Genomic DNA, 24,605 nt, shown 5'->3' with positions numbered 1-24,605 from the left:
ACGGTCTCTTTCTATCGTTTCTATATATATACTGTCAAATAGTTTTGTTGGATAAAAATTCGGTGCCTTATAATTGCAGCACGTTCATTATAACAGCTCTAAACCTCTTTTATGTTACAGTTGTATATCATTTTCGACGCTCTTTTGGTGATTTTTATAGGTATTAAGATACTCATTAACCTTTACACGAAATAAAATCTGGAATGCCTGTGCCAAAAGGTCCTTATTCTCGTTAGATTGGTGAAAAATCTGATAAATAGCTTCAGTTTATGCAGTAATAACAAGGGTTTGCTGTTTAATTCCAAATAAATGATCAATGCCGAACACGCAGCCAGATAAAGAGGATTCCGGTGGAATTTGGCTGCCCACCAGCGCCTTAAAAGAGAATTGGTAAAAAGAGTAGGTAAATCTGCTTGCGTTTTATTGAAATAAAACAGTAATAAAAAAAGAGTAGGACAGTTTTGTATTCGTCAATAAAGACAGGAGTGAAACTTATCTGGGGATAATGAATCTTGGAAGTTAGGGTAGGATCACCTGAAGTTTCTGGCGCTGCATGGATTAGAGGGTGTGCTAAAGGTGCTCCCTCCGTGTTATAATGCAAGATAGTAATGGAGTGATGGAAATGGCAAAAGAAAAGAAAAAAAGCGGCACTGGCCAAGGAACCGGCAAGAAAGGCTGGAACCGCTGGAAAGCGGGATCCAATAAAGCCAAGAGTTTTAAGCCGTACACAAGCAAAAACAACAAGAAATCCACGGACAATAAATCAGGCGAAAAAGCGAACGCTGATGAACCTGGCTGGATTGACGGTTAATTGAAATACACTGAAGCTGTCCTAAAAAGGACGGCTTTTTTTATATCTTCTCTTTTCTTCTGTAAATCTCCTTCTTTTGTACCAAAAAATGTTGCTTATGAGTAATGCGAATGGAATGATATGGATACAGGCAGAAATGGCAGGAGGAGAAAGGGATGAAAATAGAAGAAAAACATTTGCAGCGTGACAGTCAATTACCCGAAGCCAGGAACCGGTTGCTGGACCGGATTCGAAATGATCTCGAACAGGACTCAGATGTGCTGGCAGTTTATCTGGCTGGCTCCCTCGCGAAAGGGAATGCCGACAGCTATTCGGACATTGATCTCCACACCATCGTGAAACCTGAAAAGCTGGAAGGTTTTATTGCCGATAAATTCGGACGCGCGGGGAAGTGGGGCAATGTACTGTTCTATGAAGGAATTGCGGCGTCGCCGGTGATAGTCAGCCATTTCGACTGCTTCATCAAAGTCGATTCCTGGTACCATACCGCCGATGATATCACGCCATCTATTTGGATGAAGGGCATGAAAATCCTTTATGATCCTCACGGCTTGCTTGAACCGATTTGTCAGCTGTCGGAAGAAGCCATCTATAAAATCACGCCCGCGGAAGTGGAATTCTGGCGTACGAAAATACTGGCATTCATCCATGAAACCTACCGTGCGGCCATGAGAGGCGAACCCTATTACGCGCTTGCCAATCTCGACAGCGTACGCTGGCTTACGGCATACGGCTGGTATATGGAAATGGATCGGCATCTCGACAGCCCTTACCAGGTATGGTCAAAAATCGAAGGCTCAAGAAGCCGTCTGAGTGAAGAGCAGCTGCAGCGCTTGGCCGGCTGGGAAGCGGACCGTGACCCGGGCAGTGTATTGATGGCGCTCGAGAGCATATCGACGGAATTCATCCGGCTCAATAAAACATTGAGCGAGCAGGCCGGCACAGACAATAACAGCAAAGTGGTTAGACGGGCACTTGGCTTGGTGCTGTAGAGGGGGAGAGGATTTGAAAATACGCAGAATGAGCCATGGCGATTTAGAGTTGATGACGAAATGGCTCAATACAAAGGAAGTCCTTGAGTTTTTCGGAGATCCAGCTGCCCCGCCGAGCGCCGGGCAGCTCCGTGAAAAGTATGGCCCCCGGATTGACGGGTCAGTAGCGGTTGAACCTTATATCGCCGAAACGGCAGGCAAGCCGTTCGCGTTCATGCAATGCTGCAGGTTAACGGATGAAGATTATAAAAGCTATGGCTATTCTATGGAAGAAACTATTTACGGCATCGACCAGTTTATCGGTGAACCGGAACTTTTCGGCAAAGGGTACGGCACGCAAATGGTGACTGAATTTCTAAGCTTTATTTTTAAGGAAAAAGAAGCGGACGCTGTCACGGTCGATCCTGAATTGACCAATCCGCGTGCCATCCGCTGTTACGAAAAATGCGGCTTTCAAAAGGTGAAGCAAATCGATGGAGAGCGGAAATGGCTTATGGAGATTAATCGTGGGCGGTGGGCTGAAACTTTATGAGCTGATGAGTCGACTACTGGTATAAAGGGGCTGATGAGATGGGGGAGAAGTTTATAATTATTGTGGCGTTTATTGTCGCGGCCCTGCTGCTTTATGGCTGCGGAACGGCTGACGAGCAAGCAGGCGACCTGGCCGATCAGTCGGAGCCCATCCATTCACAATCCCAAACACCACCGGCTCTTGAACTGAAAATCGGTGACGAAACCATCCAGACATACCGGGGAAGCTACAGCTGGAGCTATTACGATTCGGAAGAGAAGTCGATGTCGGGGATCGAAGCAGAATCGATTCCACCGCATGAAATGATAAGCACGGACAACGCCCGGAAAGTTGACCGCCATGCGGATGTCGCCCTGGAGTTCGGCGAACGGCCGTTGTCCTATCAACTATTTGTCTGGGACGAAGCGGGCAACCGCACTGCCTATCCCGTTCCATTCGAGCTGTCGGAGCATGAAGGTCCGACGCTTTTCGAGATTTTTGCGCATTGGGAGCAGGGGCAGGCGAGCTACGTGGTTGCGCTGGATGTGGAGTGAACGACTGCCTATATATGAAGAGGAGGGTTCTTTTTGAGTCGAGGAAAAGAATATCAGTTATCCTTATTGCCGATGGGAATTTTTCTGGCATCAGGGCTGTTAATTTTGCTAATCGGTATTCTGGCTATAGCAGAAGCAGTTCAAGAAAGCGCGTGGCAAACGATTAAAGCTATCGGATTAACCCTTGTATTTCCCACTCCCTTTATAGCGTATCCCATCTATCTCTGGAGAAAAAGAAAAGCCGGAAAGACTTTTTACTGGGATGAAGAAGGCATCGTCATCGATTTGCAAGGCAATAAAGTTTACTGGGATGAAATAGAAGACATTCGATTTTTTAGGAGTTATTATATCTGGTTTTCCAAATCCACTGTCATCTACCCGCATTACACACACCATGAAAAGATAAGGGAAAGAAGAAAAAAGTGGATGCCGACCCCTGGTCATTCAATCGACTGGATCCTGATTGAAAATCCGAAAGACTACCACAAGAATGTCATGCAGGCGTGGAAAGAAAAACAAAAATTGGATAAGAATAAATGGGAACTTGGAGAAACAGAAAAATAACAGGGATTGCCGCAGCAATCCCTGTTATTTTTACTTCGCGTCGAAAATCCCTTTTCCAGTATCCATATCGATGGGCAGCGATGAATGCTCATGGGCGATGCTCCAGGAATCGCTGTCCTTTTTCAAGCCGAATGTGAACCGGTTGGTCATTTCACGCAATGTCTCACTTGAATCTTCATCCCGTGCAGCAAAAGTGATCGCACAATGCACGAATGCCGCTTTTTCATCTTCTGCGATTACCACATCATTAAAATCCACTTCGAGCAAAATATTCTCATTGTCCAATCCATTGAACCACTCCGCCACATTCTCTTTCCATGCCGCAATCCCCTTGCTCTCCCAGTGATTCCAGCTGTCGAAAATATGGATATCCGGATTGTAGATGGTCAGAAATTTGTCTGCATCCTGTTCGTAGATGGCTGATTTGTAAGTGTCCAGTACGTCCTGCACTTTGTGGTATTTCCCAGTCATATTCAACTTCCTCCTCTGTCGGCTGTAATTACGTGATTGCTTGCTAGTGAAGGTATTCGGGATTCAGGAATTTATTCCCTTCTTTTCATAGACTTTAAATAACTACTTCTATAATAAAGTTCTTTTTATTCTGATGGAAATTAATGCTAATATTATTAATAATAAGATTTTTTTGAGTTGATTGGGAAGACTTGAAGCAGATCTGTTGAACGGAAATATTATGCGAATGAAAAGAGATCTGGAGGAATAGAGAAATGAACATCAACAATCTTCAGCAATCCATGCAAATCGTGCTCATAACTGAACAATACGAAGAGGCGGCGAGGCAATTGATCCTCGACGGACTGGAAGAGCGTTTCGGGTTTTTGGATCATTCCTTCAATCCGGACCTGCGGAACATCATCCGAAACTACAGCCGGAATGGCGATGTATTCCTGGTTGGTCTGGAGGATAATAAAGTCGTCTGCACAGGAGCGTTAACCAAAGAAAGCGAAACTGCCGGAAGAATCCAGCGGATGTCTGTGAAGAAATCCCATAGACGCGACGGCCTGGCCGAATCGATGCTGCGAAAGCTGGAGGAAACAGCTAGGCAGCAAGGATATAAAAAACTGGTCCTCGAGACGAACAACGAATGGCATAGCGCGATCGAATTTTATAAGAAGATGGGCTATGGAGTGGACTGGAAAGATTCGGAACGCAGCCACTTCGTGAAATTATTGGGTTGATTGTTATAAAGGGGGAGTTCAATGAAGCTGGGCCTCAAAAAGAATGAAGTGAAAATAGTGGATTACACACCTGAATGGGCTGCAGAGTTTATTCGCGTGCAAGAAGAGCTGGTTGAAAATACGGGTCTTGATGAAAATAGGATTGAACATATCGGCAGTACGGCGATCAAAGGGATGGCGGCAAAGCCGATTCTGGATTTAATCGTTGGAGTTGACGACTTGAATCAGGCGGATCGAGAGTTGCTGCAGGCGTTTCAGCAAACTGGTTTTCTTCGATTGAAAGTGGAGCGGCCGGGTGAAATCGTGCTGGCGAAATTTACGGACGATACGTATCAGGAAAAGACCCACTTCATCCATTTGGTCGAATATCGGGGAGACCTATGGAATGACTTGATCTATTTCAGGGATTACCTGAATTCAAATGTGGAAGCCAAAACGCAATATTTACAGGTCAAATTGGCGTATCTGGAAAAGGCAGCTGCAGGCATGAAAGAATACACGGATCATAAAGAAGCGTTTGTGAAAGGGATTATTGCGAAGCGAACAGAGTCATTTTAAATAAAGGCTGTCGTTTCCGGCAGTTAAGACGGTGTAGCGGGGGAGTGCGTTTTTATGAAAAGGACTTTGGTGATCAGTGACATTCACGGTGAGCTTGAACTTTTTGAGGAGCTGCTGCAACAGGCGGGGTATGATGCTGCCGAAGACCAGCTGATTTTACTGGGAGATTATGTGGACCGCGGTCCGGATTCAAGAGGCGTTTTAGAGCGGGTCATCGAGTTGAAAAAGTTAGGTGCAATCGTATTGAGCGGAAATCATGACGCTATGATGCTGGCGGCGGCAAAAGGTGAACCCGCCGCCCTGGAGAGATGGGCGAGAAATGGCGCCATTCCAACTCTGCAAAGCTACGATCCGTCAATCAAAGAGGCCGGACTTCCGGAAACAGACATCTTTTGGAATCACGTCGCCTTTATTGGAGAGCTGGGCTTTTTCCATGAAACAGACGATACTATTTTTGTGCATGCGGGTGTTCAGCCCGGCACACCGGTTCAGCAGACGGATCCGTATATATTGATCTGGATACGGGAAGAGTTCTATGAAGCCTACGAAGGCGAAAAGACGGTAGTATTCGGCCACACACCGGCGTTTCTGCTGCGGCCGGGTGGCGGAAATGACATCTATTTTGGCGGCAATAATATAATCGGCATCGACGGCGGCGCGGCATATGGCAGCCAGCTGAATTGTCTGGAGCTGCCGAGCCGGAAGAGATATTTTGTGGAGAAACCGTGAGAAGCGACGATAATTTCGGGGTGGAAAACGGCTGAATGATCATAGAATGCTAATAAGTGATCATAGAATCCCCTGAGTGATCATAGAATGAAATAAGTGATCATAGAATCCGCTGAATGATCATAGAATAAAATAAGTGATCATAGAACCCAAAATACCGCTCATAGAATTGCAGCACTCCAAAAATATACCTTTTTCTTTCACGATTTCACGTATTTCATTGCCAATACCGTCTCTTTTATGCGAATAAAACTATCTTTTGCTATTATTTCTTTAAATAATCGATGACTTCTGGCAAATAAGCTGCAACTGGTCGTGCAGTATTGACGGTCAGGATTTCATGTCCGACAGGCTTTTTGCTGTTGGCGATTGTATAAGTGAAAGCTTCCGGTGAATGAATTTCCGGGATTTGGCTGACCATTCTGTTGCGTGTTTTTAATCTTCGGTTGATTTCGTCCATATCATCCAAATAGCATTCCACATACTTGTAACCGGCATTATATTTTTCGCAAAGGAAAATTCCTTTTTCGACAAGTTCATCGTACAAGCAGGGGCTGTCCAAAATGACGTTAAATCCTTGTGAGAGGTGGAATTCGACTAACGACCAATCGATGTTGTAGGCGATTTTACCGGCAAGCTTCGGGTCGATAGGCGCGTGCTCGATCGATTCCATCAAAGAAGATTTGACGATGTCGTGATCAACGATAACCGCGCCAAGCTGTTGTGCGATTTCACGGGAAAGCGATGACTTTCCGGACCCCGGAAACCCGGACATTTGAGCAAAGAACATAGAAACTCCTCGTTTCTCATAATATTTTATGTACTGCATAATCTATATTCTAGCTTATTTCTTACTTAAATCGAATCTGGAGGTGAACCAGCATTGGACTACTCTTTTCAAACAATGACCCAGCAGCAGGCGGAAGAAATCGCCGCCAATTGGCGTTACAGCGGGGAATATGCTTTTTATGATATGGACGCGGATCCGGAAGATTTAGCGGAATTTTTAGACCCGGAGGCACGCAACAATACATATTACAGCGTCATCCAAAACGGGGGAGTCGTCGGCTTTTACAGTTTTATTCAAACGGCTCAGGACACAATCGACATCGGACTGGGAATGAAACCGGATCTGACCGACAGCGGAAAAGGAAACGAATTCCTGAAAGCGGGCATGGAATATGCAAAATCCACCTACAATCCCCAAAAAATCACATTATCCGTAGCCGCCTTCAACAAGCGCGCGATTAGAGTTTATGAAAAGGCCGGCTTCAAAGAAACGGAACGATTTCAGCAGGCTACCAATGGCAGCGTTTTTGAGTTTGTAAAAATGAGTTATGACTGCACAAGCAAAAATTGATTCAGGAAATGAGGTTTTATTGATGAACAAACAGACAGAAAAATTCTGGAATAATTATTGGGTGGGACAAGGACAAGCGAAGCCGGAGAAAGTGGAAGCATTTCAATTTGGAGCGGAAGCGGACTGGCTGGCGGACCTGGTCGTCGAAGGCAAGAAAACTGCGACTTGCTCTGCCCATGTTTTATATGAAGTTGAAAATGAGCCTTTGCCGCAAGTCGGCCAATACAACATCGTCCTGGATGCGAAAGAAGAGCCCGTTGCAATCATCCGCGTGACCGAAGTTTCAATCATGCCGATGAACGAGGTGCCGGTGGAATTTGCGTTGGCAGAAGGCGAAGGGGATTATGAATTCTGGTGGTCTGCGCACGAAAAATTCTTCACAAACGAACTCGAAGCGCACGGTCTCGAATACTCGGAATCGATGCCGCTCGTCTGCGAGCGCTTTGAGACAATCCATACAAAATAATAGGAGAGAAGACCATGGAAGTAACCATTGCCAAACCAACTGAAAATCATATAGAAGCAATTTCCGCGATTTGCTCGGCCGGCTGGAAGCAAACCGTTGAGGGGAAATTAAGCGAAGCTTATCAGGAACGAAATGTGGATTTCTGGTATAACCACGAACGCATCCGCAGCGATCTGGAAGCCGGATCCTATACACACGTGGCTTTGATCGACTCTAACGTAGCGGGAGTGATTGGCGGCGGGCTAACCAGTCCTGGAGTGAGCGAGATATTCATGCTTTATGTAGAGGAAACTTACCGCTACAAAGGAATCGGCAGGCTGTTGCTGGAAGCGTTGACTGAATTGCAGAAAGAGCAAGGAGCAGCGGAACAATGGGTGTCGGTGCAAGAAGGCAATCAGTTCGGCATTCCGTTTTACGAAGCACGAGGGTTTCGGCTTCAAGGGAAGAAGACGGAAGGGACCGATACCGGCGAAGAGCAGGTGTCATTGCGGTATTCAAGGGAGATATGAAGAGGCATAAGTAAAGACACAAAGGGGTGCGGTAATGAAAACACAACTGACAGAAATGAATGATGAAGAATTTGATCAATACATGGAATTTTTTATTCCGGATTACGCCAAAGACTTATCCGACAATTTTATGATTCCGTATGAAAAAGCTTTGGGGGAGTCCAAAGCTTTAATGGCCACTTTACTTCCGGACAGGCAGAACTCAGCAGACCAGCACATCCGTAACATTTATTCACCTGAAGACGACAAGAATATCGGCGTGCTCTGGTATAACATCCAAGCCGAAAGCAATAAAGCCTATATCTACCACATCCTCATTCATGAAGCGTTCAGAAAAAGAGGATTCGCCAGCCTCGTGCTGAAGGAGTTAGAGGACGCGGCGAAAAGTGCCGGCGTCACTTCTATGGGATTGAATGTCTTCGGCAATAACCCTGGGGCCCAAAGAGTTTATGAGAAATTGGGTTACCAGCCGGCGTCTATGGCGATGGGGAAACGGATTTAGGCAAGAGTATGCTGCAGTATTTTAAAGGACCTTCTTCAAGGGTCCTTTTTTTACTTTCTGGAATCAGAAAGTAAAAAGAAAAGATATCCAAATAGTTGGGGATTAACTAAAATCACCACTCAAATATCTCTCACATCAATTGTTGATGCAAAAAACACAGAATGATTGGATGGTCTCCGCCTGGCGGAACCATCCCAGGAACATTCGCCGGGGCGAATGTTTTTCCGTTCAGATCTTAAGGTCGTCTCTCCCAAGGACTGAGCGTCCCGACGACGTATTGCGCTTTCTCGCCCCGTATCGCTTCAATGACACCAGTCGAAATCTCATCATTTGTAAGCCAGCGGGATGTGCCGCTTTCCAGCTTAAAACCGAGTTGGATTTGATAATAATGGACATGTGAGGGCACAGAAGCCTTGGCTTTTATCTCTTCCAGGTTGGAGCTGCTGCCGTTTACATGGAATAATTTCCATTCGGAGTCTTGCTGAAGAGAAGAGATTAAGCAAGGGATCACATCTCGACCATCTGAATGGATCCAAGCAAGCACCAATTGAATTGGGCCATTCTTTTGCTGAATCTGGGCTAACTGCTGAGCTAATTTTTCAGTGTCCTTATAATCGACTAACATCGAGTTTATTCCTTCAGGATTTCGTTCGACCAGCCGTTGCATTTTGCTGAGATTGCGGCCAATCGCCGAAACGCGGTATCCATTATGCGACAGCCAGACAGAAGTCTGGGCGAGCATTCCTGTGCCACCGATCACTAGTGCGTGTTTCATAAAAATCAGTCCTTTTTTGAACAGAATAATGCGATAATTGTAAATTAAAAGCCAGTAAAAGGGAATTAATGAGTTATGATAGAAGGAAAAAGGAGAATTCGAGTGAAACACTTACTTTTAAAAATCGCAGTGTTTTCTATTTTTTCATTTTTGATCATGGTGTCAGAAACGCCCTCATACCTAAAAATCATTTTTATATCCGTCATGCTGTTCTTTTTTCTGCCGTTCCGCTATGAATTTTTTACAAAGGAGCGGATGTGGAGAAAGTTCATAGCCGCAGTGAGTGGGACGATTATATTTACGATGCTGGTTCTATTTGTGCCGGTGCTGCTTTCTGGCGATTTAACGAATTTTAGTATTTTTATCGAATCTGGAGACTCTTTAGGATATAGTATACTCGTTTTTTCCATTACCCTTTTTTATTTTCTTATTTACGGCCTGCCGGTTTCGTTGTTATCGGATTGGTTAGCGGCGCGTTACCCTCATCGCATGGTGGCGGCAGGATTCGTGCATTTTGGATTTGGCATGCTGCTGATAGGGGAACTGTGGATTCTCCCGGTTCTCAGTGCAATGATCTTTTGGGTGATCGATGAACTTCTGCGAAGAAGAACGGCGAAAGAAGTCGCAGAAGTGAATATATAAGATATTGAGAAAGGCCTGATTCCAATAAAAACAAAGCTAATTATCTTACGGGGAAACTCGGGAAGCGGAAAAACCACAATAGCGAAAAGCCTGCAGGACCGTTTCGAGGATGGCACGCTTTTGGTGTCGCAGGATGTTGTGAGACGAGACATGCTGAGCGTCCGCGACAGAAAAGGAAACCTATCGCTGGAGCTCATCCGGCAGATCACCGAGTACGGTAAAGGCAAATGTGAGTTTGTGATTTTGGAAGGAATTCTAACGAAAGAACGCTACGGTGAAATGCTGATGGACTTGATCAGATTTTATGAGGGCAATGCCGATGTGTATTACTTCGATTTGCCGCTCGATAAGACAATCGAGCGCCATCAGTCACGTGAACTTGCAGATGCATTTGGTGAAGAATCATTGCGCGCCTGGTGGCGGCCAAAAGATTATCTCGGCACAGCGGGTGAAACGATGCTGACGGAAGAAATGACGGAGGAAGATATTCTGGATTTGATTTGCAGTTCAGGTCATCGGAATGCTGAACACAAAATAAAATTCAGTCAGGAAATGAAAGGGAAATAGTCTGGTGGAGAAAGGAATAGGACACATGACTCACTCAAATGAAGAGAAGCGTAAGCTCGTATCGATTGATTTGACAGAAGGAAAGCGGGTATTTGACACGAGCAAGATGGATGACTGGTCTCAAGAAGAATGGGAAGCCTTTGTCGGAGACGAAAATGATCATCAACATCATCTTGAAATTCCTCTATTGAATACAAACGACTATCATTTCTTGATTTCATCCGTTTACTTAAATGAGGCTACAAAAATTCATACATTGGAAATGCAGATTGAAAACAGGACTGAAAAAGATTTGAGCGTTTTGGTAAAAGAGCTGAAGTTGGATGACAAGTACTTTGATATTTACAAAAACCAACGATATTTAGTTAAGGCGCATGAAAAAAGCGAAGGGAAAGTTGAAGTCTTGGCATATGGAGACATCTATGATTTATTCAACCACTCTCTATTTATGTGTATTGATATAGAAGAAGCTCAGACAGGTAAATGGCTTGAAGGATATGAATTCGATGTAAAGGTCTTCCCTGAACAGTAACGAAGTGAGGTGGACACTATAAATCATTTAAAGAAGCTTGGCGCAGCAACCCTATTAATCGCGTTTCTTTCCGGATGCTCGTCAGAAGAACCTATTGAAACGGACGAAGTGAAAGAAAGCGGAGAGCAAACTCCAGAACCGGAACCTGCCGTACTGGAAGTCGGTACCCAGCAATTCAAAATCTTTTCCTACTACGACGCATTTGATGATTATGTGGAACTGGCGAAAGAGCAGCCTGAGGAACTGGACGATGCGTATGCTCAAACCATTTTTCACCCCTTCCGGCAAAATGCTTTTAGTGAAGGCAAAGGGCTCGAATACATGGATCTATTGATTTTAACTCCACCGCAAGACATCATACCGCTGCAGAGTGCACTCGCAGCGTTGTCTGATAAAGAAGCGGAGTTCCAATCGGAAATTGAAGAGTCGCTCGAAAGATCTGCGCAACTTTTGCCTGGCGGTAATAAAACCGTGCATATTTTTCCGGCAAATCCGGCTTATATCCATGGGATGAGTCCGGAATTGAATGCAAGAGGAGTAGCTTTGAATGAAGAAGTAATGATTCTGTTCGTGCATTCAAGTCTTGCTGCAGAAGAGTTGAAGCATACAGTAGCCCATGAATATTTTCATTTGATTGACATGGAAAAAGGAACTTTCGAAAGTTCGACGGCTGAATCCACATTGCTTGAAGCGACGATGATGGAAGGGAAAGCAGTGGCTTTTTCACTGCTCAGCTATCCAAGTATAAACCTGTCATGGATTTCAAATGAGGACGGCAAGGTTACTGAACAGGTGCGCACCATGTTCATAAATCAAAAAGATTCTGCCGATATGCAGGTTTGGGAAGATTTCCTTAACGGCAATCCCCTAAAAAGCATCCCGCCGTTCGCCAATTACATCATCGGACACGAAATCATGCAGAGTTTTCTGGCTAACCACCCTGAAATGGATATCAGTGAATGGCTGGGGATGAGCGCTGAAGAAATATTGGCAGGCAGTGATTTTGGAGAGTAAGCAACTTAATTTCAATAAACTCAAAGGAGCCGATAACATGTTCAACCAAAAACGGATACGCGATTACGGAGTGAAAATCGGCCAGCTACAAACTGGGCCGTGCAACGCCATCACTGATGTAGAAGGTGTAACGGTCGGGCATGTGACGCTCAGCGAAGGGGACAGCCAAACAGGTGTGACGGCTATCCTGCCGCATCAAGGGAACATCTTCAAAGAGAAGCTGATCGCTTCCAGCCACGTCATCAACGGTTTCGGCAAAACGATGGGAACGATTCAGATGAAGGAGCTCGGCACTTTGGAGACGCCGATTCTTTTGACGAATACGCTGGCTGTAGGAACAGCTGCCGATACGCTGACCGATTACATGCTGGAGCAGAACCCTGAAATTGGACGAACGACTGGAACGGTGAACGCAGTGATCGGCGAATGTAATGATATGCTCCTGAATGACATCCGCGCGAAATTTGTAAAGCGGGAACATGTTCTCGAGGCGCTCCATAACACTTCATCTGATTTCGCGGAAGGAGCGGTCGGAGCAGGGACCGGTATGCTGTGCTACTCGCTGAAAGGCGGAATCGGTTCCGCTTCCCGGATCATGGAGATGAGCCACGGCAACTATACAATCGGGGTACTCGTGTTGTCGAATTTCGGTATTCTCAGTGATTTGCTTATACAAGGCAAAGCAGTCGGGCAGGAATTGAAGGAGGCTCTTCTCGAATCTTATAAGGAAGAAGATAAAGGCTCTGTCATGATTATCGTTGCAACCGACCTGCCTGTATCTGAACGCCAATTAAACCGGATCCTCAAAAGGGCGGTTACTGGCTTGTCCAGAACCGGTTCGATCATCACCAATGGCAGCGGTGAAATCGTCATCGGCTTCTCGACCGCTGCCCGCATACCACACGAAAAACCGGAACAGCTTCTAACCATCCCGCAAATTCACGAAGAAGATATGGACACTGCTTTCCGCGCGATAGGTGAAGCGACGGAAGAAGCGGTTTTGAATTCATTGGTGACGGCTCATGAAGTAACCGGCCGTGATGGCAATAAAAGACCGGCGTTCAAGGATTTAATTGATAAGTTTGACGTATCGTTAGTGTAAGGGGGAGGGAGAGTTTCAGTGGTGAAAATCAGTGAAGAAAAGAAAGTTATGTTTGTTATGCTTCTTGCAATCGCGGCCATTATATACGCAGTAATTGATATAATACTGCAGATTCAAGCTGGTTTCTTCTCACGTATCTTCATCTCTTTTCTTATATTGGTTCAAGCAGTGTTGATTATTTATATAGTGGTGCCTGAAAAGAAGAAGCCGTGAAGCCTATTCATACGATTGAAGTAATAACACGATAAGTGAACAGTTAAAGAAGTAGATAGCTGTGAATCCTTCTTAGCAGAGAGGACCACAGCTATTTTATTAAGCCAATTTATTAAGCCAATCTTTTTGGAATTCCCACTAACTGGATGGTCCAGGTAACTTCGTCTTTAGGGTCGAAAATCGATTTCATCAAAAGAAAATCTAACCAAAGTTCTTTCACACCTTTTGTCTATATCTAATCAAACCATTCTTCTCTTGCAACGAAATTATCAAGTAATACAACCCCGGAAAAACGATCACAGCACCAATCCCAACATAAACAAATCGTATATTTAAACTTAGGAACGGTAAAGAAGCAAACAAGATTCCAAGGGGCATAGTAGCGCGAAGGAACAGCAGACGGACGGCACTTAATTGCGCAAGTCGGTCTCGGGGGGCTTCGCGCTGGAAAATCGCCGCGCTTTGGGCGTTGAATAGCGGAAACAGAATGCCGCCCATCAGTTCACAAAGCCAAGCAAACGGAACGGAGTGGACGAAAAACAGCAGCATAAACGACAGGCCGCCGCCAATCAAACCGATGTACATAGTCTGTGGACTTTTCGGCAATTTGGTGAGCAGCAGCATGCCAAATACATAACCGATAGGGAATGCCCCTTTGAAAACCCCATATTCCCATGCTTCTCCTTCCAATACTCCGCGGATAAAAGGAATGCTCAAGACCAGCGTGGCACCCACAGCGAATTGCACAGTAGATGACAAAAGAGTCAGGCGCAGCAGTTTCGGATAACTGAAAAAGCTCCGATAACCCTCCTTCATTTCAGACCACCAGAACTTTCTCGTCCAGGCGGCAACCTTTTGCTTGCCGGTTTGCGGCAGGCGGGAAAGTGCCAGGAAACTGATGAAGAACAGCAATGCCGATAGGCCATGGAGCCAATGCATCGGCAACACAATTAATAAGAGTGCCGTGACACCGGGTGCCAGAAAACTCATCAAGCGGAGAGTGGCGTCCAGCAATCCGTTGGCATCGGCTAATTCTTCCTCTGCACAGATTTCAGGTAATAGCGAAAATGACAGACTGGCAAAAATCGGCTGGAGCAATCCTAAAGTGCACTGCAGAATCACCAAACCGATGATGGTTCCTGTATTCGTCCCGATGATAAATCCGGTTAAAGGAAGTAAGTATGCGCCAGCCCGGATCAATTGAATGTTTTTTAGCATCTTTTCTTTGGCGACATGATTGAGAAAAGGGGAACTGATGCCTTGCAGCACCAAAGAAGGGATGAAATAGACGAGCCAAAGAATACCCATCCATTCTCTCGATCCCGTTAACTCATATAGGAGTAAACCATTGACGATTGCCCCCGCAGCGCCGCCGAATTCCGAAACGACTTCACCGTCCCATAACGATCTGAATGACTTTGAATACTTTTTCATTCCTTGATTTCCAAGTAACGGGTCAGCTGGCTTGATAAATCTTCGAGTTTTCCGGAGTTGATGGAATAAACACCTTTGTCAGCGCTGATGAATTTAGCGGCTTTCAATAAGGTGAGCTGATGATGGAGCGTCGTTTTTGAAATATTGAATTGGACGCTCAATTCCTGCAACGATAAAGGGCTTTTCTGAAGCTGGAACAATAACTTCAACCGCAGTTCATCACCCAGAGCCTTATGGCCGCTGACGAGTTCTTTGGACGGAACTCCGGGTTCGAGCAGATATTCTTCTTTCAACGGGTAAAAGAATAGTTTGGTGTCAGAGGTGCGAATTGTCAGCACCCAAGGGCGGTAGGAAACCTGAGGAACGAGTTTCACGGACCAAATTGAAGGTTCCGGCAAATAATCGACACCTCCTGTGACCCGCTGGATTTCAGCTGTCGGGACAGTAGCGTCCAGATGGCGATGCTGTTTCTGTTCAAATGAAAGAGCCTGCAGCCATTTGTTCCAGTCTTCTTTTGTTGTCATCCACTTCTCCCATTCTTCGAGCACCTTTGTCATCAATTCGGTTATTTCAGATTGAGAGAATTGGTGGATCTCGAGAATATACCCTTCTAAATAGTCGTGGCCTTCAAAGAGACCTGCATACTGCTCCCACAGCACGGTTTGTTCCGGAGCCGTTACTAGTTCTTTTTTCAGGGATTCGTGCCGGCGATCGTAATAGGGAAGAAGGTGGCTATAGAGAGCCGTTGAGGAAGCTCCCGTCAGCTGATTCGAAAAATCCTGAACAGAAACCGCAGCAAATTCATTTTGCAAGAGCAGCATGCCATACCAAAGATTCGATTGTTCGATTTTCTTCAGCAACTCAGTCAATGGAACCGGCATCGTTTCCTGGCCGGCTTTCCATTCTTCGTCCAACTCGAAAGTATGGCGAAGCTGTTCGTGTGTATAGCCGGCAATCCCCAGAATCAGCTCCCAGACAGGCGATTGTTCTACGTTTAAATCAATCGTTTCTGATGGTGGCGCGGAATTTAGTATTTTCATAAAGAATCCTCCATATCGCTAATTTTCCTTTGATTCTATATTAATTGAAAATATTATTCAATAAATATTGAATAATTAAACCTCTTCAGTTTTTGGAAGAATGTTAAAATGGCTATATTATGAAAGAATGGTGAAGAGTGATGAATCAAAAATTAATTGATGCGATTGAATTGAGGAAAAGCGGCCAGCACGAAAGGTCCAATGGACTGATGTTGGAATTGGTAACAGAATATCCGGAAGACCCCCGACTCAATTATCAATGTGCATGGAGCTTTGACTTGTTGGGTGAAGAACAGAAAGCAGTTCCGTATTATGAAAAAGCGATAAGTCTGGGGCTGGAAGATGAAGAGTTGGAAGGTGCTTTAGTGGGCTTGGGCAGTACATACAGAACTTTGGGAAGGTATCAAGAATCGCAAGAAACCTTTTTGACAGGTCTGGATAAATTTCCGGCTAACAATGCGATGAAGACCTTTTATGCAATGACTTTATATAACTTAAAAGAACATCAGGCAGCAATGGAAATCTTGTTAAAATGCTTAAGCGAAACCTCTGCCGATAAAGAGATTGCAGCTTATAAAAGAGCAATTGAATTTTACTCCGATAAATTAGATGATACATGGATATAAAAAGGGAGCGTTTTTATGAAATGGACCCAAAATATAATCACCACAACCCGCGGTGAATTCGAAATCTTTACAAAAGGTGAAGGCCACCCTTTATGCGTCACTCACCATTATTCCGAGTTCAATGAGACCGGCGATTTCTTTGCAGATGCTTTTACGAAGACGAATCAGGTGTTTCTGATCAATCTGAGAGAGGCGGGAAACTCCGCAAAAGCAGAGCAACCGCATCAACTCAGTCTGCTTGAAACGGTTCTTGACCTGGAAGCAATCCGCGAAGCGTTGGGATTTGATATATGGGGTTTTGCCGGTCATTCGACAGGCGGCATGCTGGGCATTGTCTATGGCATTTATTTTTCTGAAAAACTCAGCTTTGATGTAATCGTCGGCGCAGCGGCCAGGGAGTACATGACATTTTCAGAGGACTGCATCTATAACGAACAGCATCCCCAATTTGAAAAGATGCAGGAATTGATGGAAAACCTGAAGCAGCCGGGGTTATCGGCAGAGGAAAAGAGCAACTTGAAAATCCAGCGTACAAAGCTCTCTTTAGCGAATCCGGATAAGTACGATGATTATTTCACACAAGATATCCGAAAAGAACTGTCAGCTGTGCGGCTCAATTTCTTCAGCAGGGAATTGCATGTGTTTGATGTCACCAGAAAACTGGGGATTATCACTGCGCCGACTTTGATCATGTGCGGCAGGCACGATGTGCAATGCCCGCTCGAATATTCAGTGGAAATGAACGAATTGATACCGGGCTCCACTCTGGCAATATTCGAAGACAGCAATCATTATCCGTTCCTGGAGGAAGCGGAGCGATTCGGTGAGGTTTATCAATCTTTTATAACCAGCCACATTGATAAGTAGACAGGAGCGAAGAAGTTTTATTTCTTCCCTTAAAAATTTTCTGATACTGGACATGGTTCTTGAACATATAAGTGAATGCTGATATGTTAGTTGGAGAAAAGGGAAAGAGGTAGGTTATATGACGAAAAAAACATTGTACTTCCTATGCACAGGAAACTCGTGCCGCAGCCAGATGGCAGAAGGCTGGGGAAAACAGATTCTTGGCGACGAATGGCAGGTCCTGAGCGCGGGAATTGAAGCGCACGGCTTGAACCCGAACGCGGTGAAGGCGATGAACGAAGTGGATATCGATATTTCTGAGCAAACATCAGATATCATCGATACTGAAATCTTGAATAACGCGGATTTCGTCGTCACTTTATGCGGCGATGCGGCCGATAAATGCCCGATGACACCGCCGCATGTGAAGCGCGATCACTGGGGCTTTACTGATCCGGCAAAAGCGGAAGGCACGGAAGAAGAGAAGTGGACGGTATTCCAGAATGTCCGCGACGAAATCGGCGCCCGCATCCGCGAATTCGCTGAAACAGAAAAGTAATCGCATTATAGAACTGTATAAAGGAAGAGCAGCTGGGTGGGTAACCAAGCTGCTCTTCCTTTTATAATTTCAAAATTTTATTTCTCCAGCGTATATCCGATTCTATTCAACGCCGATTCGATATCCATGACATACTCCGTTTGCAGGTCCGTCAGATGGTCGCGGACTTCCTGCATTTTCACAAGCCACGGCGGCAGTCCCGTCATCATGACTTTGATGCCCATGATATTCAAACCGAGCACCAGGTTCTTCAGAATATCCGGAAAGCGGTTTTCGAGCAGGACGATTTGCGACAGGTCGATGATGAAAGAATGGCTGCCGTTTTTGGCCGCATAGCTTAACGTATCTTCCAGAATCTTTTGGGAGCGATCTTCGTTGATATTGCCTTGCAGCGAAAGAATCGCGAGCCCTTTTTTGATCGGGATGATCGGGACGCTCAACAATTCGATATCAGCAATCGTGTTATCCAGGTGGATGATATAGGAAAGCACTTCGGCCATCTTCTTCAGAAAATGGATATCATCCTCGCTGAAATCTTTTTCCTCTTTGTCCATGACACATAAGGTGCCGAATACGTTTCCATAAAAATCACGCAGGGTCACCCCTAAAAATCCTTTGACTTCAAGCTGCTCGGTCACTACCAGATCTTTTGTCAGGGTGAATGAACCGAGGTTATTCGTATGCATCGCTTCTTCGTCGCTTTGGATGATCAGGCGGCAGTAAGTTCCGTCATAATCGACTTGATAGCCTTCAGGAATAATATAATGATCTCTATTGAACGAGCTGATGACTTCCATCGCTTTGGGTCCTCGCTGGGTAACATAAGCAGTATTTACCTCCAGCTCATCGCTGATCACTTCAAACAGTTTATAGGAAACTGCTTTCAATGACTCATGAGTGGAGATTCTTTTCGTTTCGGGCATGTATCGACTTCCTCCTCATTCTCAAAGGCTCTTTGCAGAACTTTTCGATTTGTCTATCTTTAACCCTATAGGAAATGTGTTTTAACGGTCAAGGCAAAGGGCGCACTTTATACTAGAGCCTTCCCTCGAACTGCTATAGACTGGATAGAGAAGAGATTTCTTTTTTGGATGGCCAGCATTGAAACAGGTGAGGCTTTCTTTTTTAATAAACAGCGAATGGATTTCGAAAGGGGATATTCCGATGATGGATTCAAAATACCTGGATTTATTGGCGCAGAAATACGACAGCGAGGAAAAAGTGGCAAATGAAATCATCAATCTGGAGGCGATCCTGAATCTTCCCAAAGGGACGGAGCATTTTGTCAGCGATCTGCACGGCGAGTACCAGGCGTTCCAGCATGTGCTGCGCAACGGTTCCGGCAATGTGAAAGTGAAGATCAAGGACCTTTTCAAGGACGAGTTGCAGGAAAAGGAATTGAACGAATTTGCCACACTGGTTTATTATCCTGAAGAGAAACTGCAATTGATCAAAAGCAATTTCAGCAGCAAACAGGAGCTGCGGGAATGGTACATAGAAATTATCGAGCGCATGCTGAAGCTGGTGGCATATGCTTCATCGAAATATACACGTTCGAAATTGCGCCGTGCGCTGCCGAAGCAATTCATCTACATCATCGAAGAATTGCTGTACAAGACGGATGAGTTCACGAATAAAAAGGAGTATTACGCAAAAATGGTCGATCAGGTCATTGCGCTTGGACAGGCAGATAAGCTGATCATTGGGCTCGCTTATACGACACAGCGCCTGGTGGTCGATCATCTGCACGTGGTCGGCGACATTTACGACCGGGGACCGGATCCGCATAAAATCGTCGATACATTGATTGACTACCATTCCGTCGATATTCAATGGGGCAATCATGACGCCTTGTGGATCGGCGCATTTGCCGGCTCGAAAGTATGCCTGGCGAATATTATCCGAATCTGTGCCCGCTACAATAATTTGGACATCATCGAAGATGTTTACGGCATCAATCTGCGTCCGCTGCTGAACCTGGCGGAGAAGTATTATGACGACAACCCCGTCTTCCGGCCGAAACGGATTTCAGATGAAACACTGACGGAGCAGGAGCAGCTCCAAATCACCAAAATCCATCAGGCCATTTCGATGATCCAGTTCAAACTGGAAAGCCCGATCATCAAGCGCCGTCCTTGCTTCGAGATGGAAGACAGGCTGCTGCTGGAGAAAGTCGATTATAAAAATAAAACAGCGACGATCCACGGCATTACTTATGCGCTCGAGAACACCTGCTTTGCGACAATCGATCCCGAGCAGCCGGACCGGTTGCTGGATGAAGAGCAGCAAGTGATGGACAAATTGCTGTTTTCGATCCAGCATTCCGAAAAACTGGCGCGCCATATGAATTTCCTGATGAAAAAAGGAAGCCTTTATTTGCAGTACAACGGCAATCTGCTGATTCACGGCTGCATCCCGCTGGAGGAAAACGGCGATATGAAGAAGATGGAAATCGAAGGAAAAAGCTATGCTGGACGCGACTTGCTGGACGTCTTTGAACAATATCTGCGACACGCTTTCGCCAACCCTGACGAAACGGATGACTTTGCGACGGATATGGTATGGTATCTGTGGACCGGCGAGAATTCTTCATTATTCGGCAAGCGTGAAATGACGACATTTGAACGTTATTTCATCAAAGAGAAAGAAACGCACAAGGAACGTAAAAACCCTTATTATTATTTGCGGGAAGATGAAGAGATGTGCGGCAGGATGCTCGCTGAATTCGATCTCGATCCGGAACATGGCCGCATCATCAATGGCCATACACCGGTGAAGGAAATCGACGGGGAAGACCCGATCAAAGCTAATGGCAAAATGATCGTCATCGACGGCGGCTTCTCGAAAGCCTATCAATCGACGACAGGCATTGCCGGCTATACGCTTCTGTACAATTCCTACGGCATGCAGCTTGTCGCCCACCAAAAGTTCAACTCAAAAGAAGAAGTGCTGAGCAATGGAACCGATGTCCTTTCCGTGAAGCGGCTGGTGGATGAGGAATTGGAGCGTAAAAAGGTGAGGGAAACGAATATCGGTGAGAAACTTTCACAGGAAATTGCGAATTTGAACAGTCTGCGGAAACATCGGTATATGGAATGATTAAGTTATATAGACACTAGAAAACAAACTGGCACATCGAGCGCTTCGGAAGCGTTAGATGTGCCAGTTTTTTATTGATGGGAAATAAAAACACACACGATAAGGATAAATAGGTTGACATCTTAAGATTACAATTGTAAACTTCAATTATAAATTTCGATTACATTTGTAAACAAAAAAGGGGAGGGTATTTTATGGTCAATGAAATGGAATCTAAAATTTCTGCTGCTGAATGGGAAGTTATGCGTGTTGTATGGGCACAGGATAAAGTGACCAGCAAAGAAATCATTGATGTATTGCAGCAAAAAAAAGATTGGAAACCGGCAACCACTAAAACATTTATTGGGCGTTTAGTGAAAAAAGGGATCCTTCATACTGAAGAGGAAGGCAGAAAGTTTTTATATTCCTCTGCTGTAAATGAAAGTGATTTTATCAATAGTACGCTGGATGAGACTTTTGAACATATATGCAATAAGGACGTTGGAAACGCCATAGTGAATCTCCTATCGAACGCAACGTTAAGTTTCAAGGATATAGATAAGATTGAAAAAGTGATAGAAATGAAGAAAAAAGAGGCAGTGGAAGAAATTCCATGTAATTGTGTGCCTGGACAATGCAGATGTAATAATTGTTCATCTGGACATTAAAGAGTGGAAAATCCAATCTGCAAAAAGGCCAAAGGAGCAGGGATAAAATATTGTAAAATAAATTGCTTTTAAGGAGGAGTACTAAATGGAGAAAAATGAAAATAATCAACACAATGATCACCGTGAACATACGAATCACAACAACACGGATCATTCTGAACATGTCGGGCATGCTTATCATGAAAACCAAATAGAAGAGGGAATTCACGACGACAGCAATCCCTCTGACAAACACGATTCCCATGCTCACCACAATCATAGCGGTCACGATGCTCATGCGGAACATGGTCACGGTGAACACATACACCATCACCATGGGAACTTCAAGGAGATTTTTCTGAAGTCCTTGCCCATCGGAATTGTCATTCTGTTATTATCGCCGATGATGGACGTCAGTCTTCCCTTTCAGTTCAGCTTTCCATACTCGGATATAGCAGTCGCTGTATTGGCGACCATCTTACTGTTTTATGGCGGCAAACCTTTCTATCATGGAGCGATAGACGAATTCAGGCAAAAAGCTCCAGGAATGATGGCGCTGATTTCATTAGGGATATCCGTTTCTTATTTTTACAGTATTTATGCCGTAGCGGCCCGCTATGTGCTCGGAGAACACGTCATGGACTTTTTCTTTGAGTTCGCTTCCTTGCTTCTGATTATGCTGCTTGGACACTGGATTGAAATGAAAGCTGTCGGGGAAGCAGGAGACGCGCAACAATCGCTTGCCGAATTAATGCCGAAAGATGCACATGTAGTATTGGAAGACGATTCGATCGATACACGTCCCGTAGCTGAATTGAAAGTTGGAGACATTGTCCGTGTGCAGGCTGGAGAAAACGTTCCTGCTGATGGCATCATCACGCGAGGGAACTCACGGATTAATGAAGCCTTATTGACTGGAGAATCCAAACCGGTTGAAAAAAGTGCCGGCGACAAAGTGATCGGCGGTTCTACGAACGGCGAAGGTGTCCTCTATCTGGAAGTGGAGGGAACAGGAGAAGCGTCATTTATTTCACAAGTTCAAACGTTGATCAGCGAGGCTCAAAATCAGCCTTCACGAGCTGAAAATACGGCTCAGAAAGTCGCCGGCTGGCTGTTTTATATCGCCATTGCGGCGGCCGTCATCGCCTTTGCCGTCTGGCTGTATATAGCCGATATCCAAACAGCGGTCCTCTTTACGGTCACGACGCTGGTCATCGCTTGTCCGCATGCCCTTGGTCTTGCCATTCCATTGGTTATTGCGCGAAGCACCAGTCTGGGTGCGGGCAGAGGATTATTGGTGAAGGACCGGGAAGCGTTGGAACTGGCAAACAAGGCAGATGTGATGATACTGGATAAAACAGGCACATTAACTACTGGAGAATTTAAAGTTTTGAGCATGGAAACGCTTGGGGAAAAATATACCGAAGCTGAAATCGCTGCATTTATGGCAGGGATTGAAGGAGGGTCCAGCCACCCAATCGCCCAGTCCATCATCCACTATGCTGAGAAGCAGGGAGTTCAGCCTGTCCGGTTTGATTCGATTGAGATTGTGTCAGGTGCCGGCGTAGAAGGCAACGCTGATGGCCGCAAATACGAATTGATCAGCCAAAAGGCATTTGGAGAAGGTTTGGCGGTTGATGTTCCAAAAGGTGCCACCCTCAGTATATTGGTTGAAGATGGAGAACCTATCGGTACAGTCGCATTAGGGGATGAATTGAAAAAAGCCAGTAAAAACCTGATAGAGGCACTGAAACAATATAATATTAAAGCGATTATGGCTACGGGCGACAATGAAACAGCCGCTCAAGGGGTGGCTGAAGAATTGGACATTGAATACAAAGCCAATCAATCTCCGCAGGATAAATATGATTTAGTCGAATTACTGAAAAACCAAGGCAAAACTGTCATCATGGTCGGCGATGGCGTAAATGATGCCCCTTCTCTTGCGATGGCAGACGTAGGTGTAGCAGTTGGAGCGGGAACTCAGGTAGCAATCGATTCTGCTGATGTGATTTTGACACAATCAGATCCAGGAGACATTGCGTCTTTCATCGAATTGGCCAATAAAACAACCAGCAAGATGAAACAGAACCTTGTTTGGGGAGCCGGTTATAATTTTATTGCCATTCCCGTGGCTGCAGGTGTCTTAGCTTCAATCGGCATTACGTTGGCTCCTGCCGTCGGAGCGGTTTTAATGTCTGTATCGACGGTTATCGTCGCCATCAATGCGATGACATTACGGTTGAAACATTAAATCTGTTTGAACGGCTAACGCAAAATTCTCTCATCTGTTATTGTTTTGCGTTAGACCGTGCCTTCATCTTTCGACGGATTATTTATCGATGACTATCGATAATTTATAATTTACATGCTGATCCAATTTATCCAGAAATTCATTTAATAATTCATTGGAAGGGAATTTGCATTCAAGCAGATAACAGCTGTCTCCGCTAATTTTATAGTTATTGATCACATACTGTTCCTGTTCTTCCAGAAACGACAGATAAGGACGGTGATAAGTGCTGGCAGTAAAGATATTGATGATGGCATGAACAGCATATCCCATCTTTTCCTGATTGATCTTAATAGTGTAGCCTTCAATGATTCCGGCAGCTTCCAATTTTTCCACCCGCGCCGAAGTGGCAGGAGCGCTCAAATGGACTTTTTCGCTCAATTCTTTCATGGTGATGCGGCTGTTTTTTGAAAGTTCGTCCAGGATGTGCAAATCGGTGTTGTCCAATATCATTCAGATCCTTTCGTTAATAAAGTCAAAAGGCA

Annotated in this window: 30 protein-coding genes and 1 pseudogene; 24 read left to right on the top strand and 7 right to left on the bottom strand. The window is 45.1% G+C overall.

Annotation, left to right across the window (positions count from 1 at the left end):
• Positions 1–616: 616 nt before the first annotated feature.
• The 5 genes and pseudogenes from D2910_RS07565 to D2910_RS17045 form a co-directional block, all read left to right on the top strand.
• Positions 617–748, top strand: a pseudogene (locus D2910_RS07565) (DUF3934 family protein); the annotation flags it as partial.
• Between the two features lie 218 nt (positions 749–966).
• On the top strand, positions 967–1,803 hold the full coding sequence (locus tag D2910_RS07560) for a nucleotidyltransferase domain-containing protein (RefSeq protein WP_117312992.1): 837 nt from the start codon (positions 967–969) through the stop codon (positions 1,801–1,803).
• A 13-nt stretch (positions 1,804–1,816) separates the two neighbouring features.
• Positions 1,817–2,335 (top strand): GNAT family N-acetyltransferase, encoded by a 519-nt coding sequence (locus tag D2910_RS07555; RefSeq protein WP_240633572.1) that lies wholly within the window; start codon positions 1,817–1,819, stop codon positions 2,333–2,335.
• A 38-nt stretch (positions 2,336–2,373) separates the two neighbouring features.
• A complete protein-coding gene (locus tag D2910_RS07550; protein ID WP_117312991.1) occupies positions 2,374–2,868 on the top strand; it encodes a hypothetical protein in 495 nt (164 codons plus the stop codon).
• Positions 2,869–2,901: 33 nt separating this feature from the next.
• On the top strand, positions 2,902–3,432 hold the full coding sequence (locus tag D2910_RS17045) for a hypothetical protein (protein ID WP_240633571.1): 531 nt from the start codon (positions 2,902–2,904) through the stop codon (positions 3,430–3,432).
• Positions 3,433–3,462: 30 nt separating this feature from the next.
• Here the strand turns inward: D2910_RS17045 and D2910_RS07540 are convergent, their stop codons facing one another.
• Positions 3,463–3,903, bottom strand: coding sequence for a YybH family protein (locus tag D2910_RS07540; RefSeq protein ID WP_117312990.1), 441 nt, complete (start codon positions 3,901–3,903; stop codon positions 3,463–3,465).
• A 254-nt stretch (positions 3,904–4,157) separates the two neighbouring features.
• On the opposite strand from D2910_RS07540, the gene D2910_RS07535 reads away from it, so the two are divergent.
• Genes D2910_RS07535 through D2910_RS07525 form a run of 3 tightly spaced genes read left to right on the top strand, consistent with a single transcriptional unit; the run spans position 4,158 to position 5,915 of the window.
• Complete coding sequence (locus tag D2910_RS07535) at positions 4,158–4,628, top strand: GNAT family N-acetyltransferase (protein WP_117312989.1); 471 nt, start codon at positions 4,158–4,160, stop codon at positions 4,626–4,628.
• A 21-nt stretch (positions 4,629–4,649) separates the two neighbouring features.
• Positions 4,650–5,186: a GrpB family protein gene (locus tag D2910_RS07530; protein WP_117312988.1), complete on the top strand. Its 537-nt coding sequence runs from the start codon at positions 4,650–4,652 to the stop codon at positions 5,184–5,186.
• 54 nt (positions 5,187–5,240) lie between these two features.
• Positions 5,241–5,915: a metallophosphoesterase gene (locus D2910_RS07525; RefSeq protein WP_117312987.1), complete on the top strand. Its 675-nt coding sequence runs from the start codon at positions 5,241–5,243 to the stop codon at positions 5,913–5,915.
• A 265-nt stretch (positions 5,916–6,180) separates the two neighbouring features.
• Here the strand turns inward: D2910_RS07525 and D2910_RS07520 are convergent, their stop codons facing one another.
• Complete coding sequence (locus tag D2910_RS07520) at positions 6,181–6,705, bottom strand: P-loop nucleotide/nucleoside kinase family protein (protein ID WP_117312986.1); 525 nt, start codon at positions 6,703–6,705, stop codon at positions 6,181–6,183.
• Between the two features lie 93 nt (positions 6,706–6,798).
• Here D2910_RS07520 and D2910_RS07515 point away from each other — a divergent pair, with 93 nt between their 5' ends.
• Genes D2910_RS07515 through D2910_RS07500 form a run of 4 tightly spaced genes read left to right on the top strand, consistent with a single transcriptional unit; the run spans position 6,799 to position 8,752 of the window.
• Complete coding sequence (locus D2910_RS07515; protein WP_377280275.1) at positions 6,799–7,275, top strand: GNAT family N-acetyltransferase; 477 nt, start codon at positions 6,799–6,801, stop codon at positions 7,273–7,275.
• A gap of 22 nt (positions 7,276–7,297) precedes the next feature.
• Entirely contained in the window at positions 7,298–7,741 is a 444-nt protein-coding gene (locus tag D2910_RS07510; RefSeq protein ID WP_117312985.1) for an ASCH domain-containing protein, read from the top strand.
• A gap of 14 nt (positions 7,742–7,755) precedes the next feature.
• Positions 7,756–8,250: a GNAT family N-acetyltransferase gene (locus D2910_RS07505; RefSeq protein ID WP_117312984.1), complete on the top strand. Its 495-nt coding sequence runs from the start codon at positions 7,756–7,758 to the stop codon at positions 8,248–8,250.
• 34 nt (positions 8,251–8,284) lie between these two features.
• On the top strand, positions 8,285–8,752 hold the full coding sequence (locus D2910_RS07500; protein WP_117312983.1) for a GNAT family N-acetyltransferase: 468 nt from the start codon (positions 8,285–8,287) through the stop codon (positions 8,750–8,752).
• 235 nt (positions 8,753–8,987) lie between these two features.
• Here the strand turns inward: D2910_RS07500 and D2910_RS07495 are convergent, their stop codons facing one another.
• A complete protein-coding gene (locus tag D2910_RS07495; protein WP_117312982.1) occupies positions 8,988–9,527 on the bottom strand; it encodes a Rossmann-fold NAD(P)-binding domain-containing protein in 540 nt (179 codons plus the stop codon).
• A gap of 75 nt (positions 9,528–9,602) precedes the next feature.
• Here D2910_RS07495 and D2910_RS07490 point away from each other — a divergent pair, with 75 nt between their 5' ends.
• Genes D2910_RS07490 through D2910_RS07465 form a run of 6 tightly spaced genes read left to right on the top strand, consistent with a single transcriptional unit; the run spans position 9,603 to position 13,597 of the window.
• The gene (locus D2910_RS07490; protein WP_133299087.1) at positions 9,603–10,169 is read left to right on the top strand and encodes a hypothetical protein; all 567 of its coding nucleotides are present in this window, start codon (positions 9,603–9,605) and stop codon (positions 10,167–10,169) included.
• 24 nt (positions 10,170–10,193) lie between these two features.
• A complete protein-coding gene (locus D2910_RS07485) occupies positions 10,194–10,736 on the top strand; it encodes a kinase (protein ID WP_165850158.1) in 543 nt (180 codons plus the stop codon).
• Between the two features lie 4 nt (positions 10,737–10,740).
• A complete protein-coding gene (locus tag D2910_RS07480; RefSeq protein ID WP_133299086.1) occupies positions 10,741–11,268 on the top strand; it encodes a hypothetical protein in 528 nt (175 codons plus the stop codon).
• 9 nt (positions 11,269–11,277) lie between these two features.
• The gene (locus D2910_RS07475; RefSeq protein ID WP_117312978.1) at positions 11,278–12,282 is read left to right on the top strand and encodes a DUF2268 domain-containing putative Zn-dependent protease; all 1,005 of its coding nucleotides are present in this window, start codon (positions 11,278–11,280) and stop codon (positions 12,280–12,282) included.
• A gap of 37 nt (positions 12,283–12,319) precedes the next feature.
• The gene (locus D2910_RS07470; protein WP_117312977.1) at positions 12,320–13,384 is read left to right on the top strand and encodes a DmpA family aminopeptidase; all 1,065 of its coding nucleotides are present in this window, start codon (positions 12,320–12,322) and stop codon (positions 13,382–13,384) included.
• Positions 13,385–13,402: 18 nt separating this feature from the next.
• Entirely contained in the window at positions 13,403–13,597 is a 195-nt protein-coding gene (locus tag D2910_RS07465) for a hypothetical protein (RefSeq protein ID WP_117312976.1), read from the top strand.
• Positions 13,598–13,813: 216 nt separating this feature from the next.
• On the opposite strand, the gene D2910_RS07460 is transcribed toward D2910_RS07465, so the two are convergent.
• Positions 13,814–15,031: an MFS transporter gene (locus D2910_RS07460; protein ID WP_117312975.1), complete on the bottom strand. Its 1,218-nt coding sequence runs from the start codon at positions 15,029–15,031 to the stop codon at positions 13,814–13,816.
• Complete coding sequence (locus D2910_RS07455; protein ID WP_117312974.1) at positions 15,028–16,071, bottom strand: ArsR/SmtB family transcription factor; 1,044 nt, start codon at positions 16,069–16,071, stop codon at positions 15,028–15,030. Before D2910_RS07455 ends, D2910_RS07460 begins: the two co-directional genes overlap by 4 nt.
• A gap of 140 nt (positions 16,072–16,211) precedes the next feature.
• On the opposite strand from D2910_RS07455, the gene D2910_RS07450 reads away from it, so the two are divergent.
• From D2910_RS07450 to arsC, 3 genes are all read left to right on the top strand, one after another.
• Positions 16,212–16,697, top strand: coding sequence for a tetratricopeptide repeat protein (locus D2910_RS07450; RefSeq protein WP_117312973.1), 486 nt, complete (start codon positions 16,212–16,214; stop codon positions 16,695–16,697).
• 15 nt (positions 16,698–16,712) lie between these two features.
• Entirely contained in the window at positions 16,713–17,564 is an 852-nt protein-coding gene (locus tag D2910_RS07445; RefSeq protein WP_117312972.1) for an alpha/beta fold hydrolase, read from the top strand.
• Positions 17,565–17,682: 118 nt separating this feature from the next.
• The gene (arsC, locus tag D2910_RS07440) at positions 17,683–18,102 is read left to right on the top strand and encodes an arsenate reductase (thioredoxin) (RefSeq protein ID WP_117312971.1); all 420 of its coding nucleotides are present in this window, start codon (positions 17,683–17,685) and stop codon (positions 18,100–18,102) included.
• Positions 18,103–18,179: 77 nt separating this feature from the next.
• On the opposite strand, the gene D2910_RS07435 is transcribed toward arsC, so the two are convergent.
• Positions 18,180–19,025 (bottom strand): GAF domain-containing protein, encoded by an 846-nt coding sequence (locus D2910_RS07435; RefSeq protein WP_117312970.1) that lies wholly within the window; start codon positions 19,023–19,025, stop codon positions 18,180–18,182.
• A gap of 244 nt (positions 19,026–19,269) precedes the next feature.
• On the opposite strand from D2910_RS07435, the gene D2910_RS07430 reads away from it, so the two are divergent.
• From D2910_RS07430 to D2910_RS07420, 3 genes are all read left to right on the top strand, one after another.
• A complete protein-coding gene (locus D2910_RS07430) occupies positions 19,270–21,201 on the top strand; it encodes a fructose-1,6-bisphosphatase (protein WP_117313081.1) in 1,932 nt (643 codons plus the stop codon).
• Positions 21,202–21,395: 194 nt separating this feature from the next.
• Positions 21,396–21,848, top strand: coding sequence for a CopY/TcrY family copper transport repressor (locus tag D2910_RS07425; protein ID WP_084243594.1), 453 nt, complete (start codon positions 21,396–21,398; stop codon positions 21,846–21,848).
• A gap of 85 nt (positions 21,849–21,933) precedes the next feature.
• Positions 21,934–24,081: a heavy metal translocating P-type ATPase gene (locus D2910_RS07420; RefSeq protein WP_117312969.1), complete on the top strand. Its 2,148-nt coding sequence runs from the start codon at positions 21,934–21,936 to the stop codon at positions 24,079–24,081.
• A 78-nt stretch (positions 24,082–24,159) separates the two neighbouring features.
• Here the strand turns inward: D2910_RS07420 and D2910_RS07415 are convergent, their stop codons facing one another.
• Entirely contained in the window at positions 24,160–24,570 is a 411-nt protein-coding gene (locus tag D2910_RS07415) for an Lrp/AsnC family transcriptional regulator (protein ID WP_117313080.1), read from the bottom strand.
• Between the last annotated feature and the right edge of the window lie 35 nt (positions 24,571–24,605).

It is taken from the genome of Planomicrobium okeanokoites (assembly GCF_003428875.1).
Taxonomy (GTDB): Bacteria; Bacillota; Bacilli; order Bacillales_A; family Planococcaceae; genus Planococcus; species Planococcus okeanokoites.
This window is presented reverse-complemented; position numbering and strand designations above follow the sequence as displayed.

Coding starts and splice junctions, on each gene's coding strand:
- D2910_RS07560 (WP_117312992.1), top strand. CDS start 967: ATGAAAATAGAAGAAAAACATTTGCAGCGTGACAGTCAATTACCCGAA.
- D2910_RS07550 (WP_117312991.1), top strand. CDS start 2,374: ATGGGGGAGAAGTTTATAATTATTGTGGCGTTTATTGTCGCGGCCCTG.
- D2910_RS07540 (WP_117312990.1), bottom strand. CDS start 3,903: ATGACTGGGAAATACCACAAAGTGCAGGACGTACTGGACACTTACAAA.
- D2910_RS07535 (WP_117312989.1), top strand. CDS start 4,158: ATGAACATCAACAATCTTCAGCAATCCATGCAAATCGTGCTCATAACT.
- D2910_RS07530 (WP_117312988.1), top strand. CDS start 4,650: ATGAAGCTGGGCCTCAAAAAGAATGAAGTGAAAATAGTGGATTACACA.
- D2910_RS07525 (WP_117312987.1), top strand. CDS start 5,241: ATGAAAAGGACTTTGGTGATCAGTGACATTCACGGTGAGCTTGAACTT.
- D2910_RS07520 (WP_117312986.1), bottom strand. CDS start 6,705: ATGTTCTTTGCTCAAATGTCCGGGTTTCCGGGGTCCGGAAAGTCATCG.
- D2910_RS07510 (WP_117312985.1), top strand. CDS start 7,298: ATGAACAAACAGACAGAAAAATTCTGGAATAATTATTGGGTGGGACAA.
- D2910_RS07505 (WP_117312984.1), top strand. CDS start 7,756: ATGGAAGTAACCATTGCCAAACCAACTGAAAATCATATAGAAGCAATT.
- D2910_RS07500 (WP_117312983.1), top strand. CDS start 8,285: ATGAAAACACAACTGACAGAAATGAATGATGAAGAATTTGATCAATAC.
- D2910_RS07495 (WP_117312982.1), bottom strand. CDS start 9,527: ATGAAACACGCACTAGTGATCGGTGGCACAGGAATGCTCGCCCAGACT.
- D2910_RS07490 (WP_133299087.1), top strand. CDS start 9,603: ATGATAGAAGGAAAAAGGAGAATTCGAGTGAAACACTTACTTTTAAAA.
- D2910_RS07470 (WP_117312977.1), top strand. CDS start 12,320: ATGTTCAACCAAAAACGGATACGCGATTACGGAGTGAAAATCGGCCAG.
- D2910_RS07460 (WP_117312975.1), bottom strand. CDS start 15,031: ATGAAAAAGTATTCAAAGTCATTCAGATCGTTATGGGACGGTGAAGTC.
- D2910_RS07455 (WP_117312974.1), bottom strand. CDS start 16,071: ATGAAAATACTAAATTCCGCGCCACCATCAGAAACGATTGATTTAAAC.
- D2910_RS07450 (WP_117312973.1), top strand. CDS start 16,212: ATGAATCAAAAATTAATTGATGCGATTGAATTGAGGAAAAGCGGCCAG.
- D2910_RS07445 (WP_117312972.1), top strand. CDS start 16,713: ATGAAATGGACCCAAAATATAATCACCACAACCCGCGGTGAATTCGAA.
- arsC (WP_117312971.1), top strand. CDS start 17,683: ATGACGAAAAAAACATTGTACTTCCTATGCACAGGAAACTCGTGCCGC.
- D2910_RS07435 (WP_117312970.1), bottom strand. CDS start 19,025: ATGCCCGAAACGAAAAGAATCTCCACTCATGAGTCATTGAAAGCAGTT.
- D2910_RS07430 (WP_117313081.1), top strand. CDS start 19,270: ATGGATTCAAAATACCTGGATTTATTGGCGCAGAAATACGACAGCGAG.
- D2910_RS07425 (WP_084243594.1), top strand. CDS start 21,396: ATGGTCAATGAAATGGAATCTAAAATTTCTGCTGCTGAATGGGAAGTT.
- D2910_RS07420 (WP_117312969.1), top strand. CDS start 21,934: ATGGAGAAAAATGAAAATAATCAACACAATGATCACCGTGAACATACG.